The 19,707-nt window shown below is 44.7% G+C and carries 20 protein-coding genes; 12 read left to right on the forward strand and 8 right to left on the reverse strand.

Annotated features, from left to right (window positions below; genetic code table 11):
• Window positions 1-19: 19 nt before the first annotated feature.
• From hemH to MKY99_RS10030, 9 genes are all read left to right on the forward strand, one after another.
• Window positions 20-976: a ferrochelatase gene (hemH, locus tag MKY99_RS09990; RefSeq protein ID WP_339270236.1), complete on the forward strand. Its 957-nt coding sequence runs from the start codon at window positions 20-22 to the stop codon at window positions 974-976.
• The gene (gene hemG, locus MKY99_RS09995) at window positions 973-2,394 is read left to right on the forward strand and encodes a protoporphyrinogen oxidase (protein ID WP_339270238.1); all 1,422 of its coding nucleotides are present in this window, start codon (window positions 973-975) and stop codon (window positions 2,392-2,394) included. The genes hemH and hemG overlap by 4 nt, the downstream gene beginning before the upstream one ends.
• A 180-nt stretch (window positions 2,395-2,574) precedes the next feature.
• Entirely contained in the window at window positions 2,575-3,963 is a 1,389-nt protein-coding gene (locus MKY99_RS10000; protein ID WP_339270240.1) for a CapA family protein, read from the forward strand.
• An 18-nt stretch (window positions 3,964-3,981) separates the two neighbouring features.
• Window positions 3,982-4,716 (forward strand): glycerophosphodiester phosphodiesterase family protein, encoded by a 735-nt coding sequence (locus MKY99_RS10005; RefSeq protein ID WP_339270242.1) that lies wholly within the window; start codon window positions 3,982-3,984, stop codon window positions 4,714-4,716.
• A gap of 36 nt (window positions 4,717-4,752) precedes the next feature.
• Complete coding sequence (locus MKY99_RS10010; protein WP_042186808.1) at window positions 4,753-5,376, forward strand: fumarylacetoacetate hydrolase family protein; 624 nt, start codon at window positions 4,753-4,755, stop codon at window positions 5,374-5,376.
• 23 nt (window positions 5,377-5,399) lie between these two features.
• Entirely contained in the window at window positions 5,400-6,203 is an 804-nt protein-coding gene (locus MKY99_RS10015; RefSeq protein WP_339270245.1) for a DUF92 domain-containing protein, read from the forward strand.
• 11 nt (window positions 6,204-6,214) lie between these two features.
• The gene (locus MKY99_RS10020; protein WP_149643945.1) at window positions 6,215-6,817 is read left to right on the forward strand and encodes a TetR/AcrR family transcriptional regulator; all 603 of its coding nucleotides are present in this window, start codon (window positions 6,215-6,217) and stop codon (window positions 6,815-6,817) included.
• A gap of 54 nt (window positions 6,818-6,871) precedes the next feature.
• Window positions 6,872-8,809: an ABC-F family ATP-binding cassette domain-containing protein gene (locus tag MKY99_RS10025; protein ID WP_339270247.1), complete on the forward strand. Its 1,938-nt coding sequence runs from the start codon at window positions 6,872-6,874 to the stop codon at window positions 8,807-8,809.
• A gap of 105 nt (window positions 8,810-8,914) precedes the next feature.
• On the forward strand, window positions 8,915-9,334 hold the full coding sequence (locus tag MKY99_RS10030) for a tetratricopeptide repeat protein (RefSeq protein ID WP_339271583.1): 420 nt from the start codon (window positions 8,915-8,917) through the stop codon (window positions 9,332-9,334).
• 53 nt (window positions 9,335-9,387) lie between these two features.
• Here the strand turns inward: MKY99_RS10030 and MKY99_RS10035 are convergent, their stop codons facing one another.
• The 6 genes from MKY99_RS10035 to MKY99_RS10060 all read right to left on the reverse strand — a co-directional run bounded on the left by MKY99_RS10035 (window position 9,388) and on the right by MKY99_RS10060 (window position 14,065).
• Window positions 9,388-10,218 (reverse strand): hypothetical protein, encoded by an 831-nt coding sequence (locus tag MKY99_RS10035; protein ID WP_339270249.1) that lies wholly within the window; start codon window positions 10,216-10,218, stop codon window positions 9,388-9,390.
• Window positions 10,202-11,242: a M42 family metallopeptidase gene (locus MKY99_RS10040; protein ID WP_339271584.1), complete on the reverse strand. Its 1,041-nt coding sequence runs from the start codon at window positions 11,240-11,242 to the stop codon at window positions 10,202-10,204. The genes MKY99_RS10035 and MKY99_RS10040 overlap by 17 nt, the downstream gene beginning before the upstream one ends.
• 2 nt (window positions 11,243-11,244) lie before the next feature.
• Window positions 11,245-11,556 carry a lipopolysaccharide assembly protein LapA domain-containing protein gene (locus tag MKY99_RS10045; RefSeq protein WP_042186819.1) on the reverse strand — a complete coding sequence of 104 codons (312 nt, stop codon included), beginning with the start codon at window positions 11,554-11,556 and terminating at the stop codon, window positions 11,245-11,247.
• Window positions 11,557-11,643: 87 nt separating this feature from the next.
• Window positions 11,644-13,434 carry an oligoendopeptidase F gene (pepF, locus tag MKY99_RS10050; protein ID WP_042186822.1) on the reverse strand — a complete coding sequence of 597 codons (1,791 nt, stop codon included), beginning with the start codon at window positions 13,432-13,434 and terminating at the stop codon, window positions 11,644-11,646.
• Window positions 13,435-13,654: 220 nt separating this feature from the next.
• Entirely contained in the window at window positions 13,655-13,825 is a 171-nt protein-coding gene (locus MKY99_RS10055; RefSeq protein WP_167348490.1) for a hypothetical protein, read from the reverse strand.
• A gap of 6 nt (window positions 13,826-13,831) precedes the next feature.
• Complete coding sequence (locus tag MKY99_RS10060; RefSeq protein WP_036689271.1) at window positions 13,832-14,065, reverse strand: hypothetical protein; 234 nt, start codon at window positions 14,063-14,065, stop codon at window positions 13,832-13,834.
• Window positions 14,066-14,239: 174 nt separating this feature from the next.
• Between MKY99_RS10060 and MKY99_RS10065 the strand changes: the two genes are divergently transcribed.
• A complete protein-coding gene (locus tag MKY99_RS10065) occupies window positions 14,240-14,437 on the forward strand; it encodes a cold shock domain-containing protein (RefSeq protein ID WP_042126303.1) in 198 nt (65 codons plus the stop codon).
• 212 nt (window positions 14,438-14,649) lie between these two features.
• Here the strand turns inward: MKY99_RS10065 and MKY99_RS10070 are convergent, their stop codons facing one another.
• Window positions 14,650-15,897 carry an MFS transporter gene (locus MKY99_RS10070; RefSeq protein ID WP_076283175.1) on the reverse strand — a complete coding sequence of 416 codons (1,248 nt, stop codon included), beginning with the start codon at window positions 15,895-15,897 and terminating at the stop codon, window positions 14,650-14,652.
• 201 nt (window positions 15,898-16,098) lie between these two features.
• On the opposite strand from MKY99_RS10070, the gene MKY99_RS10075 reads away from it, so the two are divergent.
• Both MKY99_RS10075 and pfkA read left to right on the forward strand, forming a co-directional pair.
• Window positions 16,099-17,181, forward strand: coding sequence for a tetraprenyl-beta-curcumene synthase family protein (locus MKY99_RS10075; RefSeq protein WP_042193615.1), 1,083 nt, complete (start codon window positions 16,099-16,101; stop codon window positions 17,179-17,181).
• 66 nt (window positions 17,182-17,247) lie between these two features.
• A complete protein-coding gene (pfkA, locus tag MKY99_RS10080; protein WP_042126307.1) occupies window positions 17,248-18,219 on the forward strand; it encodes a 6-phosphofructokinase in 972 nt (323 codons plus the stop codon).
• A 64-nt stretch (window positions 18,220-18,283) separates the two neighbouring features.
• Here pfkA and MKY99_RS10085 read toward each other — a convergent pair whose 3' ends face one another.
• A complete protein-coding gene (locus tag MKY99_RS10085; RefSeq protein ID WP_339270252.1) occupies window positions 18,284-19,657 on the reverse strand; it encodes an MATE family efflux transporter in 1,374 nt (457 codons plus the stop codon).
• Between the last annotated feature and the right edge of the window lie 50 nt (window positions 19,658-19,707).

Below are 19,707 nucleotides of genomic sequence, written 5' to 3' on the forward strand. Positions count from 1 at the left end.
CTATAAGGGGATGGAATCCGTGACAGCAAAAATAGGTGTTCTCGTCATGTCGTATGGCACTCCTAAAAGCTTAGAAGACGTTGAAGCATATTACACTCATATTCGGCGAGGTAATCCGCCGACAGCGGAGCAGCTTAAAGAATTAACAGATCGCTATGAAGCGATCGTCGGGGGTGTATTCCCGCTGCGGGAGAACACAGACCGTCAAGTAGCTGCATTACAGTCAGCACTAAACGCGGATAAAGCTGGAGCGGATGTTGAATTTGTCTGCTATCAGGGTTTGAAGCATGCCTATCCGTTTATTGAGGACGGCGTCGAGGCTATGGCGAAGGACGGCATTACCCAAGCGGTTGGTGTTGTGCTTGCCCCTCACTATTCAAGCATGAGCGTGGGTGGCTACATTAAACGTGCTCAGGAAAAGGCTGATGCATGTAAAATCAACATGGGTTTTGTGGATAGCTACCATATGCACCCAGTATTGATCGATGTTCTAAGCCGGAGAGTAACTGCGAAAATAGATCAATATATCGAAGCAGGCGCTACTCGCGATGAGATAAGGGTATTATTTAGCGCGCATAGTCTTCCAGAGCGTATTCTAGCTATGGGGGATCCTTATAAAGATCAACTATTGGAGACCTCAAAGGCTATTGCAGATCAAGCTGGGATAACCAATTGGCAGTTTACGTGGCAAAGTGCAGGACGGACTGCTGAACCATGGCTTGGACCAGATATTCTGGATACACTTCAGCAGCTTAGCAAGGAACAGGTAGAGTATGTTCTAGTGGCACCGATCGGGTTCGTATCCGATCATTTAGAAGTGCTGTATGACCTTGATATCGAGGCAACAGCCGTAGCTTCAGAGCTGGATATGCGTCTTATGCGGATTGAATCATTAAACAGCGATCCTGCGTACATGTCCGTATTGAGCGATGTTGTTCGTACAAGACTGAATCAAATGTCGGCCGGTCAGTCATGACTGGTCCCTCTAGGCGAATTGTTATCATAGGCGGTGGGCTGAGTGGACTCAGCGCCGCCTTTTACATTCGTAAGTTTTACAAAGAAGCTGGTGTGAAACCTGATATTGTACTGCTAGAGAAAGACAAGACTCTTGGTGGGAAGATCGAAACATTGCACCGGGATGGATTTGTGATTGAGAAAGGTCCGGATTCTTTTTTAGCTAGCAAAACAGAGATGATTGAACTGGCTAAGGAATTAGAGCTAGATCACGAGCTGGTGAACACAAATCCAAAGGTAGAGAAGACCTATATACTACAGCGTGACAAGCTTCATCCTATGCCTTCCGATCTTGTGCTTGGAATTCCTACTGAATTAAAGCCATTTCTATCAAGTGCTCTGGTTTCATTCGGTGGCAAAATACGCGCGCTGATGGACTTGATCCTTCCTCCTAAGCGGAGTAATGACGATGAATCCCTCGGACAGCTGATTGAGCGACGTTTAGGTACTGAAGTGATGGAGAATTTGACCGAACCGCTATTAGCCGGTATTTATGCTGGGGATTTACGCAAAGTCAGCCTACAGGCTACCTTTCCGCAATTTGGAGAAGTAGAGCGGCAGTATGGTGGTCTTATTCGTGGAATCATTAAAGAACAGAATTCCTCCAAGACAAATACGAGCACAAAGAACAGCACTTTTCTGACATTTCGAAAAGGACTACAAAGTCTCGTGCATGGCTTGATTCATGAACTGCATGATGTAGAACAGCGAACTGAAGCTGCGGTGGTCTCTATACATGCTACAGGAACTAATGCTTCTCGTTATGAGCTAGAACTGGAAAGTGGCGAACGGCTGCTTGCGGATGAAATATATATCACCACACCAAATTCTTTTGCTGCCGAACTTTTGCGTCCACATGTGGATGTTTCAGCACTCGATGCGGTAAATTATGTATCGGTTGCGAACTTAGTCATGGCCTTCGACAAGAAGGATATCGAAATTGATGATGCTGGAGCAGGTTTTCTTGTGCCACGTAAGGAAGGGCGCAATATTACTGCCTGTACATGGACGTCAACGAAGTGGCCGCATACGAGTCCAGATGATAAAGTACTTATGCGCTGTCATGTAGGCCGTTCCGGAGATGAGCAGAATGTTCAACTTCCAGATGAGGCTCTTACGGAGCTAGTGAGTAAGGATTTACGAGAGATCATGGGCATTACAGCGAAACCTATATTCACGGAAATTACTCGTTCGGAACATTCGATGCCACAGTATCCTGTTGGACATCTTGACAATCTTTCTAAATTCCATAGGGAACTTGAGACCACACTTCCTGGGATATATGTCTTTGGAGCTGGATATGATGGAGTGGCAATGCCCGATTGTGTTAAGCAGGCTAAGCTTACAGCACAAAGCGCTGCAAAGCGTATATCGAATTAATTGTTCATTTACGGGAGAGTTAGAATTATATAATGAACGGTGAAGCGAAGATTTTTTTGCTTCACCGTTTTTGTTTGAAAATTAGATTATACTATTTTAATGGACTCTCGTATTTGGAGGGACAGGTGCTAGGTATGCTATAATAGAACCAATTTGAGAGTAGAGGAGATCATAGAAACAATGTATCCGCCGCGATCGCGTTCTAGACAGAAGAACAAACATAAGAGCAAACGTAAGCGCAGAACGGCCTGGATGTGGGTAAATGCAGGTCTACTTCTGTTGATTATTGTGGCGCTCAGCTATAGTTTTATGGATGACAGATTCAAGGGAAGTTCTGAGCCACCTCCAGTGGCGCAAATGACGGCTTCGCCTACTCCGGATAGTACTGCTCAGGAGACAGCACCTATAGTGACTGCAACGCCTGAAGCCACGGAGTCTCCCATCCCTTCTCCAACGGTAACCCCGGAAGCTACACCTACACCAGAGCCAAAGAGAGAAGAAAATGTTGAAACACAGGCGCCTGTACCAACTGAGACCCCTTCGCCAGAGGAAGGTAGCTCCCAAGTCGCAGATGGTGGTTCTGTGTCTGGACTTCCATCAGATGACCAGGCTTCTGGCAATACAGTGACCTTGAATTTTGGTGGAGATGTTATTTTTTCGGGGAAAGCCGGGGAATTGCTCGAAAAGAAAGGTTACGACTATTCGTATGCCGCGCTCGATGGAATGTTCAAGAAGGATGATCTTACGATTGTGAATCTGGAGACTCCTGTGACCACGGGTGGGGTTGGCGCCGCTAATAAGCAATACGTATTCAAAGGCTCGCCCAAAGCACTAGATGCTCTTAAAGCAGCCGGAGTGGATGCAGTAAATATGGCGAACAATCACACGCTTGATCAAGGGGAGGAAGGCCTGCGAGACACGCTGAGTCATCTCTCGGAAAGAGGCATTCCTTATGTTGGTGCTGGACTCAATAGTAAAGAAGCATTCTCAGCGCAATATTTTGAGCGTAAAGGGATTAAGATCGCCTTGCTGGGGTTCACACGGGTGATTCCTGCATCTGATTGGATGGCGGGAAAAAATAAACCCGGGCTTGCTTCAGTATATGATAGTAGAGAAGGACTTAAAGCGATTGCTGCAGCTAAACAAAAAGCTGATTTGGTTGTCGTAGTTGTCCATTGGGGTAAAGAACGGGTAGAGCAGTTCGATAATACACAGCAGACCCTTGGACGTAGCTTTGTCGATGCGGGAGCTGATCTTGTCATTGGTGGTCACCCGCATGTATTGCAAGGTGTGGAGCCGTACAAAGGAAAGTGGATCGCCTACAGCACTGGTAATTTTATTTTTACGAGATCAACGGTACCTGCCACTTGGGAAACTGCTGTATTTCAGGCGGAATGTAGTAAAAAAGGTCAATGTTCATTACAGCTGAAGCCTATGACTGCTGAGCTAGCTCAGCCCGTGCCCATGAATCAGGTGAACGGACAGCTTTTGCTGAAAAAAATAGAGTCTTTATCTGCTGGTCGAGTTAAGATCAACAGTGACGGCAAAGTGACTCAAGTTACAAAATAGGGTTCCTGGGAGGTCCTTATGATGAACAATTTATGTGTTGCCCATCGGGGATTTTCCGGTAAAGCTCCGGAGAATACATTAGCAGCGATCCGGATGGCCATTGCCATGCCTTTTGTACACTGGATGGAATTGGATGTCCAGCTCTCGAAGGACGGTGTTCCTGTTGTCATTCATGACTTTACACTGGACCGTACAACCAATGGTCATGGTAAGGTGAAGAATATGGATTGGGAACATATCCGGCGTCTCGATGCGGGTAGCTGGAAAGGGCGTTCTTTTCGGGGAGAGCGGGTGCCTTCCTTGGAAGAGGTGCTCTCATTAGCCTCCGGTAGACTTCGTCTCAATATTGAACTGAAAACAGTGGGCAATATGTATCCTGGCATCGAACAGAAGGTGACGGATCTTATTTCCTCTAAAGGCATGCGGGACGACGTGATTTTGACCTCTTTTGACACAGATGTGTTGAAAAAAATCAAGGAAATAGACCCCCGCTTTCGTACAGGCTTAATTTTTGATTCAAGGTTTGGTAATCCTGCTCGAAGGCTGCATGAACTGGAGTGTTCTCTTTTGTCGATTAGCTTTTCGCGTTTAAATCCTAGATTGGCTAAGGTTTTGACGGAGCAAGGTGTGAAGATTATGGCTTGGACAGTGAACAAAGGAAAAGAGATGCGTCGCTTAGCAGATATGCATTCTGATATAATGATTTGTACAAACCGTCCGGATATCTGGGGCGATACATTTCTAAAAGTATAAATAATCCAATTCGATGGGAAAGAGAGCTGATTGTCTGTGTGCGCTGCTGTTAATAATTTGTATTGTGTTGGACGGAACTACAAGCTACATGCGGAGGAATTAGGAAATAATGTCCCCGTAGAGCCACTCATTTTTTTGAAGCCCTCACATGCGGCGGTTTCCCTCGATAAAGCAGTCATTCAGCTTCCAAAGGATTCAGGTCAGGTTCATTATGAAGGAGAACTTGTGCTACGGATCGCGCGTGATTATGTACCGGGTATGAGCGTGGAGGATTTGGTGGATGTTATGGCTTTGGGACTGGATTTCACACTGCGTGATGTGCATAATGATCTGCAGAAGAAAGGTCTGCCTTGGACTCCGGCTAAAGGCTTTAAGAACGCTGCTCCACTCACACCTTACATTGCGTTTCCTGACAAGGAAGAGCTGGAAGGAACGGATTTCACGGTTTTAAAAAATGGTGTTGAAGTTCAGCGAGGTAATGTTAAAAATATGATTTTTTCGCTCCAAAAAATTGTCGATTTTATCGCTGCGCGTTACGGGCTGGGTAAAGATGATGTGATATTCACAGGAACACCAGAAGGTGTAGGCTCTACCGTATCAGGAGATTCGTTTGAATTGTACTGGGGTGACAAGCTGATGGGGACTTGCCTGATCGGCTAAAAACATCTGTTGGAGATGAATCTATGTTATGGATTATCGGCGCCCTTGGCGCTTTGTTAGTTGCGGGGGCGGCTTATAGGAAACAATCCTTAAGCCTTTCCGGCATGCTTGCCGCGGTAGCCATGGGGACCATTTATTTTGGTGCTGGAAATGCCTTTTGGTTTGGAATATTGTTGGTTTTTTTCATCTCTTCAAGCCTGTTGTCTAAGCTTCATCATGATAATAAGGCAGAGCTTGAGCTGACTTATGCCAAGACAGGTCGCCGAGATGCTGGGCAGGTCTTTGCTAATGGTGGGCTTGGGATGGTTTTCGTTCTATTGAATGCGATTGTTCCGATGGAACATTGGGAATTTTTATTTATCGGCGTTATGGCAACGGTAACCTCTGATACATGGGCTACGGAGATTGGTACACTCAGCAAGAAGCCGCCTCGGTCTGTCCTGACAGGTAAAATACTTCCGGCCGGTGCCTCGGGTGGCGTATCCAGCCTGGGTACGCTGGCCGCCGCCGCAGGAGGTGCACTTATCGGTGCATCTTCATGGCTGCTACGGATGATATCTGGCATGCCAGATCAATCCTTCTTGTTGCTTACATTGGCAGGACTCACAGGCGGACTTGCGGGTGCGTTCACGGATTCTATTCTAGGGGCAACCGTTCAGCTGATGAATCGTTGCACCGTTTGCGGACGCGAAGTGGAAAGTACACATCACTGCGGTAAAAAGGTTGAATACGCACGTGGCTGGAAGTGGATGACTAATGATGCAGTCAATGCTATTAGCTCTATCGTCGGAGGGGCTATTGCCTTATTGTGTGGGATGATGTTTTAAAGGAGGAACCGATGAGCAGCACGTCCAATCATAAACATACTGCCATTCTGGATGCCGCATACGAGCTCTTCGGTTCAGGTGGGTTTTACGAAACGAAGATGTCGGACATTGCGGTTCAGGCCGGAATTGCTAAGGGCACCGTTTATTTATACTTCAAGAGTAAAGAAGAATTGTTCATGGCGGTAACGCGCCGGGATTGTGAGGGATTCCTTCAGCAATTACAGGAAAAGCTGAAGGCTAGTGATACTTTGGCAGGTAAACTGTCAATTATCGCCAAACATCATCTTTACTATTATTATGAGCGTAAGCGACACACGAAGCTCTTTTTCCGCGCACCGAACAATAACCCAGAGCTTGTGGCGTATATGACGCTTTTTATGGAAGAATATATGCAGGCAGTGGTGAAGGTATTGCTGGAGGGCGGAGTGTCTGAGCCTGAGCTTATGGCGCAGTCCTACATAGGGATGTTGGATCGACTGAAGATGGATATTTTGTTCGATCCATCTTTTAAGGAAGAAGATGCGTATAAACGCGCTGGTTTCGCTGCGGGTCTTTTTATTAAAGGGGCTATGGATTACTTGAATTTAGGTCAGGATGATAGACCGGTGGAATAGCAGCTTCATGCTGCGACCGGTTTTATGAAAATATAAGGCAAGCGAGGAAATAGCATGAATATTATGACCGTGGAACATCTTTCCAAAAGTTATGGAGAGAAAGTACTTTTTAGTGATGCTTCATTTGGAATGGACGATCGGGATAAAATTGGTTTGATCGGTGTGAATGGAACGGGTAAATCAACGTTTTTACGTATTATTGCCGGTCTGGATACCCCGGATGGTGGGCAAATTGCGATCGGAAATAATGTTCGAGTGCAGTACTTAGCACAGAACCCTCCTTATGAGCCGACAAATACGGTACTGCAACAGGTCTTCGCCGGAGATGATCCAGATCTTGCTACCATGCGTGAGTATATGGAGATCATGTCTCGCCTTGAAAAAGAGCCAGGTAATGCAGAACTGGAAGGCAAACTGGTGCGGATTGGGCAGGCTATCGATGCAGCAGGTACTTGGCATTTGGAGAGTGAAGCTAAGAGCGTACTTACTAAGCTGGGTATAGTGAAATTCGATGCGCTGATGGATACGCTGTCTGGTGGTCAACGGAAACGTGTAGCACTTGCGGCTGCCCTGATTACGCCATCTGAGCTTCTTATTCTGGATGAGCCTACGAACCATATTGATACGGACTCCGTGGCTTGGCTAGAGCAATATTTACAGAAACGGCGCGGCGCTCTCTTAATGGTAACGCATGATCGTTACTTCCTGGAGCGTGTCGCAAGTGTCATGCTAGAGCTGGACGGAGGACAGTTATACCGTTATGAGGCCAACTATTCCCGTTTTCTAGAGCTAAAAGCCGACCGTGAAGAGCGTGAAGCCTCTGCGGAGCAAAAGCGTAAGAACCTGCTTCGTACGGAGCTTGCTTGGATTCGTCGTGGAGCTAAAGCTCGATCAACGAAACAAAAGGCAAGAATCGACCGTTTTGAGAAGCTGAAAGAAAGTACAGGAAGCAGTTCGAACGGTTCGCTGGATATTTCGGTGGCATCCACACGTTTGGGTCGCAAAATCATTGAAATCAATGAACTGTCGAAATCGCTGGATGGTCGTCAGTTGATTAAAGATCTGACCTATATTGCTGTACCACAAGATCGCGTAGGTATTGTAGGTCCAAATGGTAGCGGTAAATCAACACTTCTGAATCTGATTGCAGGTAAGCTGCAGCCGGATAAGGGAGAGGTTCAGCTTGGCGCGACGGTTAAGTTGGGTTATTTTACGCAAGAACATCAGGATATGGATGACAGCATGCGAGCTATTGAATATGTGAAGGAAGAAGCGGAAGTCATACGTACGGCTGATGGTAGTGTCATTACGGCAGGCCAAATGCTCGAACGGTTCTTGTTCCCTCCTGCCATGCAGTGGACACCGATCTCCAAACTGTCAGGTGGCGAAAAAAGACGCCTATATCTGCTTCGTGTATTGATGGGAGCACCAAACGTATTGCTGTTGGATGAGCCTACGAACGACTTGGATATTGGCACGTTGGCTGTGTTAGAAGACTATCTGGATGAATTCCCGGGCGTCGTCTTTACCGTATCCCATGACCGTTATTTCCTGGATCGGACTATAGACAAGCTGATTGCCTTTGAAAATGGAGAAATTCGGCTTCATGTTGGCGATTATACGGAATATGAAGAATGGCTGGCCAAAAATGTTCCTTCACGCAATGCAGAATCGAACAAAGATGACGGTAATGCAAAGGGTAAAGAGACTACAGAAACAGTCAGTAACACAGCGGCATCATCAGCTTCCAAGACCAAACTCAAATTCAGTTTTAAGGAACAGCGTGAATATGAAGGAATTGACGAGCAGATCGAGCTTGCAGAACAGCGCTTGACTGATATTAGTGCGGAGATGGAAGCAGCGTTTGCTGACTCTGGGAGACTGCAGGAGCTAGTGGAAGAGCAGCGGCTTGCCGAAGCCGAGCTGGAGCGTCTAATGGAGCGCTGGACCTATCTGAATGAGCTTGCAGAGAAAATCGCTGGTAAAGCATAAAACGGATTGTCCATGTGTGACAATAAGGGAGGGCTCAGTTTGGAGAATCAACTTGTGGAAGCTGTAGCCCTGCGAAACGAAGGTAAAGCTGAAGAAGCCAGAGTGATGCTGTTAGAGCTATATGAGCAGAATAGTAATGATGCAGAACTTCTGTATCAATTAGCGTGGACGCATGATGTGCTCGGTCTGGAACGCGAGGCAGTACCCTATTATGAGAAAAGCTTAACACTAGGCTTATCTACGGAGCAGAGAGTCGGCGCTCTATTGGGACTGGGCAGCACCTACCGAACACTCGGAGAATATGAGAATTCCAAAGCAATATTGGAGCAGGCCATTCAAGAGTACCCAGAGAATAAGGAATTTCCGGTGTTCCTTGCAATGACCTTGCACAATCTCGGAGATCATATTCTGGCTATGGGGATGTTACTTAAATTGCTGGCTGAAACCTCAGCGGATGAAGGAATAAGAAGTTATAGTAAGGCCATTTCATATTACTCAGATAAGCTGGAGCAAGTCTGGGATTGAATAAAATCACAAAAAGAAGCGATCTCTGCTATTAGAGATCGCTTCTTTTTGCTTTATTTCGTTCCGTCCACCGCGATCATTTGCACCACGGCACGAGAGTCGCCAGGTAAGATGATTTCATCAGCATTCATCTGTGAGGAGCCATCACCATCTAGAAAAATACCTTCGAGACCTTCAGCAGGCACGCTCTGTAGGATGGCTGAACGGAACTCTGCCGCCGTCGAGAGTGTTGGCGTAACAATCAGCCACAGCTTGCCATTATCGTCATACAGCATGCCTGAGCGCATTCGTTTCTCATCCGAATAAGGAAGATGTTCTTTCGCTATCACATCTTCCCAGAGATCCTCATCCTGCAGATTCATACTAATACCGCCTTGCGCAAAATAATGCTGGCGATCCGTAACGTTCAATTCTTCTCCCGATGAGACGACCTGTACGGAAAAGCTACGACTGGCACCATCCCAGACCAGGGTTCCGCGCGCATATTTAGCGTTAAACCAGCCGGATCCATACGCCTTTTTAACACCGTTAGTGGGGATATCATTCATGATAGCAATGGATAGAAGTGCATCTCCATAGAAGAAGCCTCCATTAATCCCATAAGCAATCACCTGCTGAAGGGGTGCACCAGCGGCTCTGAGTTTAATATCTTCGGGTGAAAGTGACATCATATAGAGTTGAACATTTTCTGGACTCACGGTCTCTAAATAAGTGTAAGCGTGTTGAAGACCATCAAAGGGATTTTCCTTGTGGCTTCTGGAAAACAGGAACATCGAGATTGCTGATACTGCTATCATGAGCAGTAGAAGTGAGACTATCAGCCATTGTCTACGTCTCCAGAGCTGCTTTAACTTGCCAGTACTTGCCTCAGTTAGTGCCCACATAAGCAGCGAGAAGCTTAGCAGTGTTTACTACAGCTTGCTTATGTGTACGTTCCATAGAGTGGGAGGCGTGTACGCCTGGGCCGATCAGTGCGGCACGAATATTATTGCCGCCTCGAAGGGCAGCGGAAGCATCGGAGCCGTACATTGGATAGATATCAACGGCATAAGGAATAGCAAGTGCTTCTGCCAGCTCAATCAAACGGCCAGTCATAACATAATCATAAGGGCCGGAAGAATCTTTTGCACAGATGGACACATCGGTTTCTTTACAGCTAAGATCGTCGCCCATGGCGCCCATATCGACTGCGATCATTTCATTAATCTCGCCAGGAATCCAAGCTGTGCCATGTCCCACTTCCTCATAGTTGGAGATGAGGAAAGAAAGGTTGTGGAGCGGTTTCCAGCCTTCGCGCTTCATGCTTTCCAGTAGGCCAAGAAGGGCAGCAACGCTCGCTTTGTCATCCAGATGTCGGGATTTAATATACCCGCTAGGTGTAATCACCGCACGTGCATCGAAGGAAATGAAATCACCAACGGAGATGCCTAGCTTAAGTACATCATCTTTGTTAGATACTAGCTCATCAATCCGTACTTCCATGTTCTCCTCTGAACGTTTGAAATCACGAGCATCTGGATATACGTGAACAGATGGATGGCTGGTTAAGATGGTTCCAGTATAGGTTCTGCCGCTGCGGGTATGGATTACACAGTATTCATTCTCGATGCTGTGCATAGTGAAGCCACCAACAGAGGTCAGTCGCAGTGTACCATCAGATTTAATAGAGCGAACCATGCCTCCAAGTGTATCCACGTGAGCGCTGATGCCGATAGTACGGGAAGGATCTAGGCCTGGGACGGTTAGAATTACGCCGCCTTTTTCATTCCAGCTTAGCGGTACATTTAATGCTGCCGCTTCTTCGGCAACAAGGTTCATTACTTGTGCTGTGAAGCCGCTGGGGCTCGGTGTATCAAGCAATTTTTTTAGGATTGAGAGTATGTAATCTTCGTTTGGTTGAATAGTAATCATTAGTTAAGTCCTCCTGTTAGGCCATCATTATCTGTGTTAAAAGAATCTAAAGAAGTGTCGGCATCACGAAGTTTGGTTAGCTCAGCATTTAAGCTTTTAATTTGTTTTTGTAGTTTGTACTGGCGAAAAATACCGTAAGAACCCACGATGATTCCACCAATTAACGCGCAGCCCAGAATAACTAGGATCAGCGGTATATTAACTACATCAAAACCGAAATTGACTTGAACGGGATCCACGTTGATGACTGCAAATATGGCTGTTAGCAGCGCAAAGATTAGACCTGCAATTAAAGACCATTGAATTCTCATTGAATTCTTCCTCCTCAGGGGATATAACAGAATAAAATCCCTTGCCCAAATAGGGCAAGGGATTAATGCAATACTAAGCTCTCTGCCTTATTTGGTCAACTGTTCCATTTGAGCGATAACATCTTCGAAGACACTCATCGCTTCGCGAATCGGCTCAGGAGAAGACATATCAACACCAGCTTTAGACAGAATATTAATGGAGTAGTCACTGCCGCCACTCTTCAGGAAGCCGAGGTAACGATCCACCGCAGGTTTGCCTTCTTCAAGAATTTGTTTGGCAAAGCTAGTCGCTGCTGAGAAGCCGGTTGCGTATTTATAAACATAGAAGCTGTTATAGAAATGCGGAATCCGCGCCCATTCCATCTCGATATCCTGATCTACAACCATTTCTTTACCATAGTACTTAACATTCAGGTCATAGTAGATGCTCGAAAGATCTTGTGGAGTAAGCGATTCACCTTCTTCAACACGCTGATGAATGATTTTCTCGAACTCAGCGAACATCGTCTGCCGGAAAATCGTTGTCCGGAACTGATCAGCATAGTAGGTGAGCAAATACATTTTTTCTTTAGGATCTGTAGACTTTTTGAGTAAATAATCCATTAGCAGCGCCTCGTTAGTAGTAGAAGCAACCTCTGCTAGGAAAATCGTATATTGCGCATCCCGATAATTCAGAGCGTTATCCGAAAAATACGAGTGTAACGCATGGCCCATCTCATGTGCCAGTGTAAACATACTGTTTAAATTATCATTATGGTTCAGCAGTACGAAAGGATGCGTACCGTATGGTCCCCAGCTGTAAGCCCCGGACCGTTTATTCTCGTTCTCATACACATCGATCCATCCGTTGTCGTAGCCTTTTTGCAGCACATTCAGATAATCTTCACCGAGCGGTTTGAGACCTTCTTTAGTGATTTTCTTGGCTTCTTCATAGGTGATATCTAATTTATATTCATCAACAAGCGGTGCAAACAGATCATACATATGTAACTCATCGACACCCAGCAGCTTCTGACGCAGCTTCATATAACGGTGCATCAATGGAAGGCTTTCGTGAATCGTATCAATCAAGTTGGTGTAAACCTCTTTAGGAATGTTATCACCATAGAGTGACATTTCCATTACAGAAGGATATTTGCGAATTCGTGAGTAGAACACATTTTTATTCACATTGGCGCTAAGCGTTGCTGCGATAGTGTTCTTCTGCTTCCGGTAGGTATCGTAGACTGCCTTAAAAGCATTTCGGCGAACCTCACGGTCGTTACTTTCGAGAAACTTGATATAGTTGCCATGAGTCAGCTCAACTTCTTTGCCATCCTCATCTTTGATCTTAGGGAATTTCAGATCCGCATTGTTCAGCATACTGAAAATATTCTGAGGTGCTTGAGCTAAATTTCCGACCTGAGCTAGCAGTGCTTCTTCAGCCTTAGAAAGCACATGGGCTTTTTCACGTTTCATTTCAGTTAAGGTGAATTTATAAGCGGATAGGTTCGGATCAGCGATGAATTGGTCGAGCTTCTCAACTGGCAACGCCAGAATTTCTGGGGTTACAAAAGATAAGGCTTCACCTGCTTCAATACCAAGCTTTTTCGCTTTGGAGGACAAAGCCTGAGAGTCAGGATTAGCTGTGTCTTCATCTTGACGCATATGTGCATACACGAAGAGTCGTTCAGTTAGGATGGACAGCTTGTCATCCATTTCAAAACATTTTTTTAGAGCATCCGCGGAATCTAGTGTACCCTGAAAATCCGCAGCTTTTTTGATTAAGGATTTAGCTTCAGCAAATTCTGCATCCCAATCCTTCTGAGAAGCAAACACATCTTCAAGCTTCCAACGATTCTCAGCAGGTACTTCGCTTCTTTTCAATAATTTTTCCATAGAAACCCTCCTAGAATGATGAGATGTAGTAGGCATAATCTCCCTCGGCAATACTGTAGATGATAAATCACCCGGTAGCAAGCTGAGCACAAGTAGAAGAGGGATGGACTTGGGTGAAATAGGCATAACATCCTCCTCTTGAAAGTAGAGTCGGCTTATTATGCCCTATTAAGTCCTGATTATTAATATTTAGTCTTCTTTAAATATATGAAAGTATAAGTTATGCCAATAAGCTATAAATAACAAAGATGAAGGCGAACAGAATCATAATGACTGCAGTTAAGGCCATGCCCCGCTTAAACTGCGGCGGGACACGATCCTTGGTCATAATTAGAACTGCGCCTAGACATAAGACTAGGACAACATAAATCGCGATATTTTCTGTGTTCATATTCTGTTATACCTGTTTGAAAGCTGCGATGATATTCTTGTATTCTTCTTCATTATCTTTATAAGATTCTTTGTTGAATCGGTTGTTCACCCACTGCATCATAGCTGGACGACTAAGGAAAGTATGTGTTTCTTCTCCCCATTGATCGGAGATTTCACGAAGTACGATATAACGTCCTTGAACTTCTACCGTCATCATATTCCATTTGTCTGTTTTGTATATTTCATGTTTTTTGATCATTATCATTACCACCCTGGCGATTTTTGGCTTTTGGCTCAATGATAACGCACTGGAGAAGGGAAAAGCAAATTAAATCACATATTTAAAGATCCAGATAGATTGATTTGAGTAAAAGATTGCAGTATAATATAGTTATACGCCATATATGGCGGTTATTTTTAGGAGGTTGTTCAATTGAAAGGTACAGTAAAATGGTTTAACGCAGAAAAAGGTTATGGTTTTCTTCAAGTAGAAGGCGGCGAAGATGTATTCGTACACTTCTCAGCAATTCAAGGTGAAGGATTCAAAACTTTGGACGAAGGTCAAGAAGTAGAATTCGATATCACTGATGGTAATCGTGGACCGCAAGCTGAAAACGTAGTAAAATTATAAGAAACGGCAAAGACAGTTAAGCTGTCTGCTATAAATATATAATTTACTTGGCAAGCCCTTGCAAGAGTGGTTACCAACTATAGAACACAGTTCTTTCGGGAACTGTGTTTTTTTACGTCTAATAGACATCAATTTAGATGAAAGGTCTTTGCATTCCCAAGCGAAGGGATAGCAAAAACCTTTTAATATTTTTGAGTATCAGAAGTGTTCTATTATAGGGAAGCTTTTTTGTTCTTATTCTTGAAATAGCGCATTGAATCTCGATGGGTATCCAATAAATGCTGTCCTAAAAAGCCTACAAAAGCAAGAAGGCTGAAGCCAACAGCTACCATATAGAAGGTGAAGCGTCCAGCTTCCTGATAGATCATTCCACCAAATGTACCACTTAGAAGTCCAGCTGCACTTGACCAAACAACTGTGTAGATTGCAAGACCGGTTGCTCGGAGACGATCAGGAATAATCCGAGTGATATAACGGACACATGTTACAAAAAAGACGCCAAATGTCAGGCTATGCAAGGCTTGAATCGCGATTATAGAGCCTGGGTGATCGGCGAGCGCCATTAGTAGAAAGCGAAGGGCATACATGAGACTGGCTAAAATTAATAAGGGCAGTTCTTTAAATTTGTCGCCGTATTTGCCGAGTATAAATAATACAGGGATTTCACTTAGTGCTGAGGCAAGTAATGCCCAGCCGATCACTTCCTCACCAGCGCCCAGGTTCTTTAAACTGATGGTGAGAAAAGCTTCGTTCATTCTATGGCCCAGTGCGAGTACAAAGACACATCCGAAGAACCACAGCACTTCTTTTCGCAAAAGGATATCTTTAAGCCCATGCTCTTTCTTGCCTGGTTTGGTAGTAACAGCCTTCTGATTGGGGAGCTCTGGAACAGTTTTTTTGACATCCTTTAGGCCAATTGTAATTAGAAGTGCGATTATAATGATAATAATACATAAGGTAAGACTCCAAGTAGCACCTAAAGCTCTAAGCGCATACCCGACGGTTAAAGCAAAGAAAGAATAGCCTAATGAGCCAAATACACGAATTGTAATGAAGTTTCGTCCGTGTCGCTCCGCAATTTTGATGGCCATTGTATCAGCAAGCGGAAAAACTGGGTAATAGAAGAAGTAGAAAAAGGACAAAATAAGCATAACGGAAGAAAATTCGGTCGCTCTGGCTAATAGAAGTCCGGTTACTAATTGCCCCGCGAGTAAAATAAACATGATTTTTCGAATGGTACCTAGCTTATCGCTCATCATACTCCAGAAGAGATTGGATAGGATGGAGATGAGGGGACCGAGAGAATACAAGTAGCCCACCTGAGAACTGCTAAACCCTAAATGTGTGTAGAATAAAGGAAAGTAGGATACTACAAGAACGCTAGTGCCATAAATCGTAAAAAGAAAGGAACGAAGCCAATTCTGATCGCTGTAAGGGCTTCCGGTCCGTTTTGAAAACATGAAAGTGCACTCCTCTGAGATTGAAATATGGCTAGTATAGCATAAAGCAATGAAGGGTTATGTGTTTTATTCTTGAATTGCGTTATTTCTGAATCTTTCATAATTTTACGAAAGTGATTTTGTTGTTTGTACAAATACGTCTGATCATATTATAATAAGTGGTGATTTGGATAAGGAGACAACAATGTGGAGGCACTATCATTGAGTGAATTAGAGCAAGGCCGTTACCTTAGCCCGCGTGGCCCTATTGGGCTTATGAACAGGGTCTATAAGTACGTGCTGCCAGAAGTGAGAGAAAGTCTGGACTTCTGGCGCCAAGATGCGAATGGGATTCCCGATCCCGAGCTCCGGAAGCAAGCACTTGCCAGCATTGAAACAAAGGAGTTTCACTGCATAGGTGGAGGTATTTATGCCGCCGGCAATTTATCGATGAGACATATACTTATTCCGCTTATTGTTGCTTATCAAACTATCAGTGATTATCTAGATAACTTATGTGATCGCAGTACTTCGCTTGATCCTGCAGATTTCAGGCTGCTGCATCAATCTATGCTGGATGCCATTGATCCAAACGCTGAACCTGTCAATTATTATGCGCTTCGCGATGAACAGAATGACGGCGGGTACTTGTATAGGCTAGTTCGAAAATGCCAGGAGATGATCTCTTTGCTGCCAGGTTATTCCGCTGCTGCAGCGGAGATTCGTGATTTGGCTGTGCTGTATACAGATTTGCAGGTATATAAGCATATCCGCCCGGAACTCAGGGAAACAGCCCTGAAGGAATGGTGGGAGCAGCAGGGTAGCCGTGCTCCGCATCTGCATTGGAACGAGTTTGCAGCTGCAACGGGCTCTACTTTAGGCGTATTCATGCTTTTTCTATCTGCATGTGATCCGAAGCTAAGTAAGTCTTCTTCGGAATCGATTCGAGCTGCATATTTTCCACATGTTTGTGGATTGCACATTATGCTGGATTATTTGATTGATCAGGAAGAGGACCGAGCAGGCGGCGATCTTAATTTCTGCAATTATTATGACGACACGGATACCATGTTAAGTCGGATCGCTTCCATGGTTGAGTGGGCCCGTAAGGATGTACGTGAACTTCCGGAATCATCTATGCATCGTATGGTGATCGAGGGATTGCTGGCACTTTATTTATCTGATCCGAAAGTTAGCGAACAGCGGGAAGTTCGCACTGTGTCTAAAAGCCTGATGAGAGGAAGTCCGCTTACAAGGCTGTTCTTCTTCGCTAATAGCCGCTGGATACGCAATCGTTTTTTGTAACAAGGCTGCGAAGCTTCATCTATACAACGGATGGGGCATTGTACAACTTTAAGGAGGAACAACAGAATGTCAAAAATCAAAAAAATTGCAGTACTGACTAGTGGTGGAGATTCACAAGGTATGAACGCCGCTGTTCGTGCGGTTGTAAGAAGCGCACTTTATTATGGCATTGAAGTTTTTGGAGTTCAACGTGGATATCAAGGTCTTCTGAATCGCGATATCTTTCCTATGGATCTTCGCAGTGTTGGTGACATTATTCAACGTGGGGGAACCATTCTGCAATCTGCAAGATGTCTGGAGTTCACAAAACCAGAAGGTCAGCAAAAGGGTGCAGATATTCTTAATGAAATGGGCATCGATGGCCTAGTAGTTATAGGTGGAGATGGTTCTTATAAAGGTGCTAATAAACTAAGTAAACTCGGTATCAAGACGATGGCATTACCGGGAACTATTGATAATGATATTTCCTACACGGATTACACCATCGGGTTTGATACAGCAGTTGGTGTCGTTGTAGATGCTATTAACAAGCTGCGTGACACGATGTCCTCCCATGAGCGTTCTTCCATTGTAGAAGTTATGGGACGTCATTGTGGAGATATCGCACTACATGCAGGTCTGGCTTCTGGAGCAGAAACAATTCTCGTGCCAGAAATGCCATATGACTTGAATGAAGTTGCGGATCGTATGCGCGACAACTTTGTCAGAGGTAAACGTCACAGTATCGTCATCGTTGCAGAAGGTGTGGGTAAAGGCGAAGATGTGGCCCAAGCGTTGAAAGATCGTCATGCTTCTCTGGATGCACGGGTTACTGTACTTGGACATATTCAGCGGGGAGGAACACCAACACCTGGAGACCGGAACCTTGCTAGCCGTCTTGGTGACTTTGCCGTTCGTAAACTAATTGAAGGTGAGTCTGATAAAGGTTGCGGTATCATCAAGGGAGAACTAACCCTTACAGATATCGATCTTGTAGTGAATACGAAGAAAGACTTTGACGTGGAGTTGTACGAGCTTGCATCCCGTCTTTCACAATAATTAACACACAAAAAAGGAACAGCTGCGAATTTCGCACTGTTCCTTTTTTGTATTCTTTTGATTATTAGTGATGTGCTTGAGCGTCTGTATATTGTATGGCATAACGGCGTTGAACTTTAACAAGCCGAGTCAAGAGCAATGTAGCCCCAATCGCAAGGCCGGTGATCAAGCCGATCCAATAACCATAAGCTCCTAGATCCGTATAAGTAGCAAGTACATAGCCTGTAGGAAGCCCTATAACCCAATAAGCTATAAAGCAAATAATGAAGGCTGGATTAACATCCTTATAGCCACGAAGTGCTCCTTGTGTAGGTGTTGCAATCGCATCGGAAATCTGGAAAAAGATCGCATAGATTAAGAAATGCTGAATTAATGAAATGACATCAGGTTCATCAGTGTATAAACCAGCTACATGATGGCCGGCAAATAAGAGCAGGAGTGCAGTTGCCAGGGAGAGGATAGCCGCAAGTCCAATTCCCATAATGGCATATTGACGGGCATCCTTTTGCCTGCCGGATCCAGTCTCGAAGCCGACGAGAATGGTAAGGCTCATACAGATACTGAGCGGAATCATATATAACGTAGTTGCAAAATTAATGGCTGCTTGATGAGCTGCAATCGTTACAGTATCGAACCGACTCATCAACAAGGTTACAGCGGAGAAGACTGCAGTTTCAAAAAAAATCGAGAAGCCAATAGGTACACCGATCTTCAGTAGATCTTTGAAGCTTTTTAGCGATATAAAGTAGAACTTTCGGAAGATTCTAAGGCTTGCAAAGGGTTCTACTCGATAAATGAACAGCAGGGCAACCGAAAAAATTACCCAGTAGGTGATAGCTGATGCCACTCCAGCTCCAACACCACCAAGTCGAGGAAACCCGAATTTTCCGAAGATTAGTAAGTAGTTCAAACCAACATTCACGGGTAGGGCTATGAGTGTGATCAACATGGACACTCGTGTTTGTCCCAGAGCGTCTATACAACTACGGAGAACTGTATATCCAAACAGCGGGATAATTCCGAAGGAGATCGCACTTAGGAAACGAAATGCAACATCTCTTACAGTCGGCTCCAGATTCATAAAATTAAGGATAGGTAACAAGGCGAAGCTCCCGATTAGTAAGACAATTACAGAGACGATCAGTGATAACCAGATTCCCTGTGTGACTTGATAGGCTACTTCCTTTTCTTTTTTGCTTCCGATGAGCTGAGAGACGATGGGGGTAATCCCCATAAGGATTCCACTTAAGCCCGTTTGAATTGGAATCCAGAGACTGGTTCCTATCGCCACACCTGCCAGATCGGCTGTACTAAACTTACCTGACATGTTTGTATCAAAGAAGGTTATCGCTGACAAAGCAATCTGTGTAACCAGAATTGGAAATAAAATATGAAAGAATTGTATTGCTTTTTGTTTTAAAGAGGTGGTTTGTATCATCGTTCTTTGCCTCATTCTTTGTTGGTTTTTATTGATTACAGTAAAAGTTC

This window comes from Paenibacillus sp. FSL R5-0470 (genome assembly GCF_037975205.1).
GTDB lineage: Bacteria > Bacillota > Bacilli > Paenibacillales > Paenibacillaceae > Paenibacillus_AQ.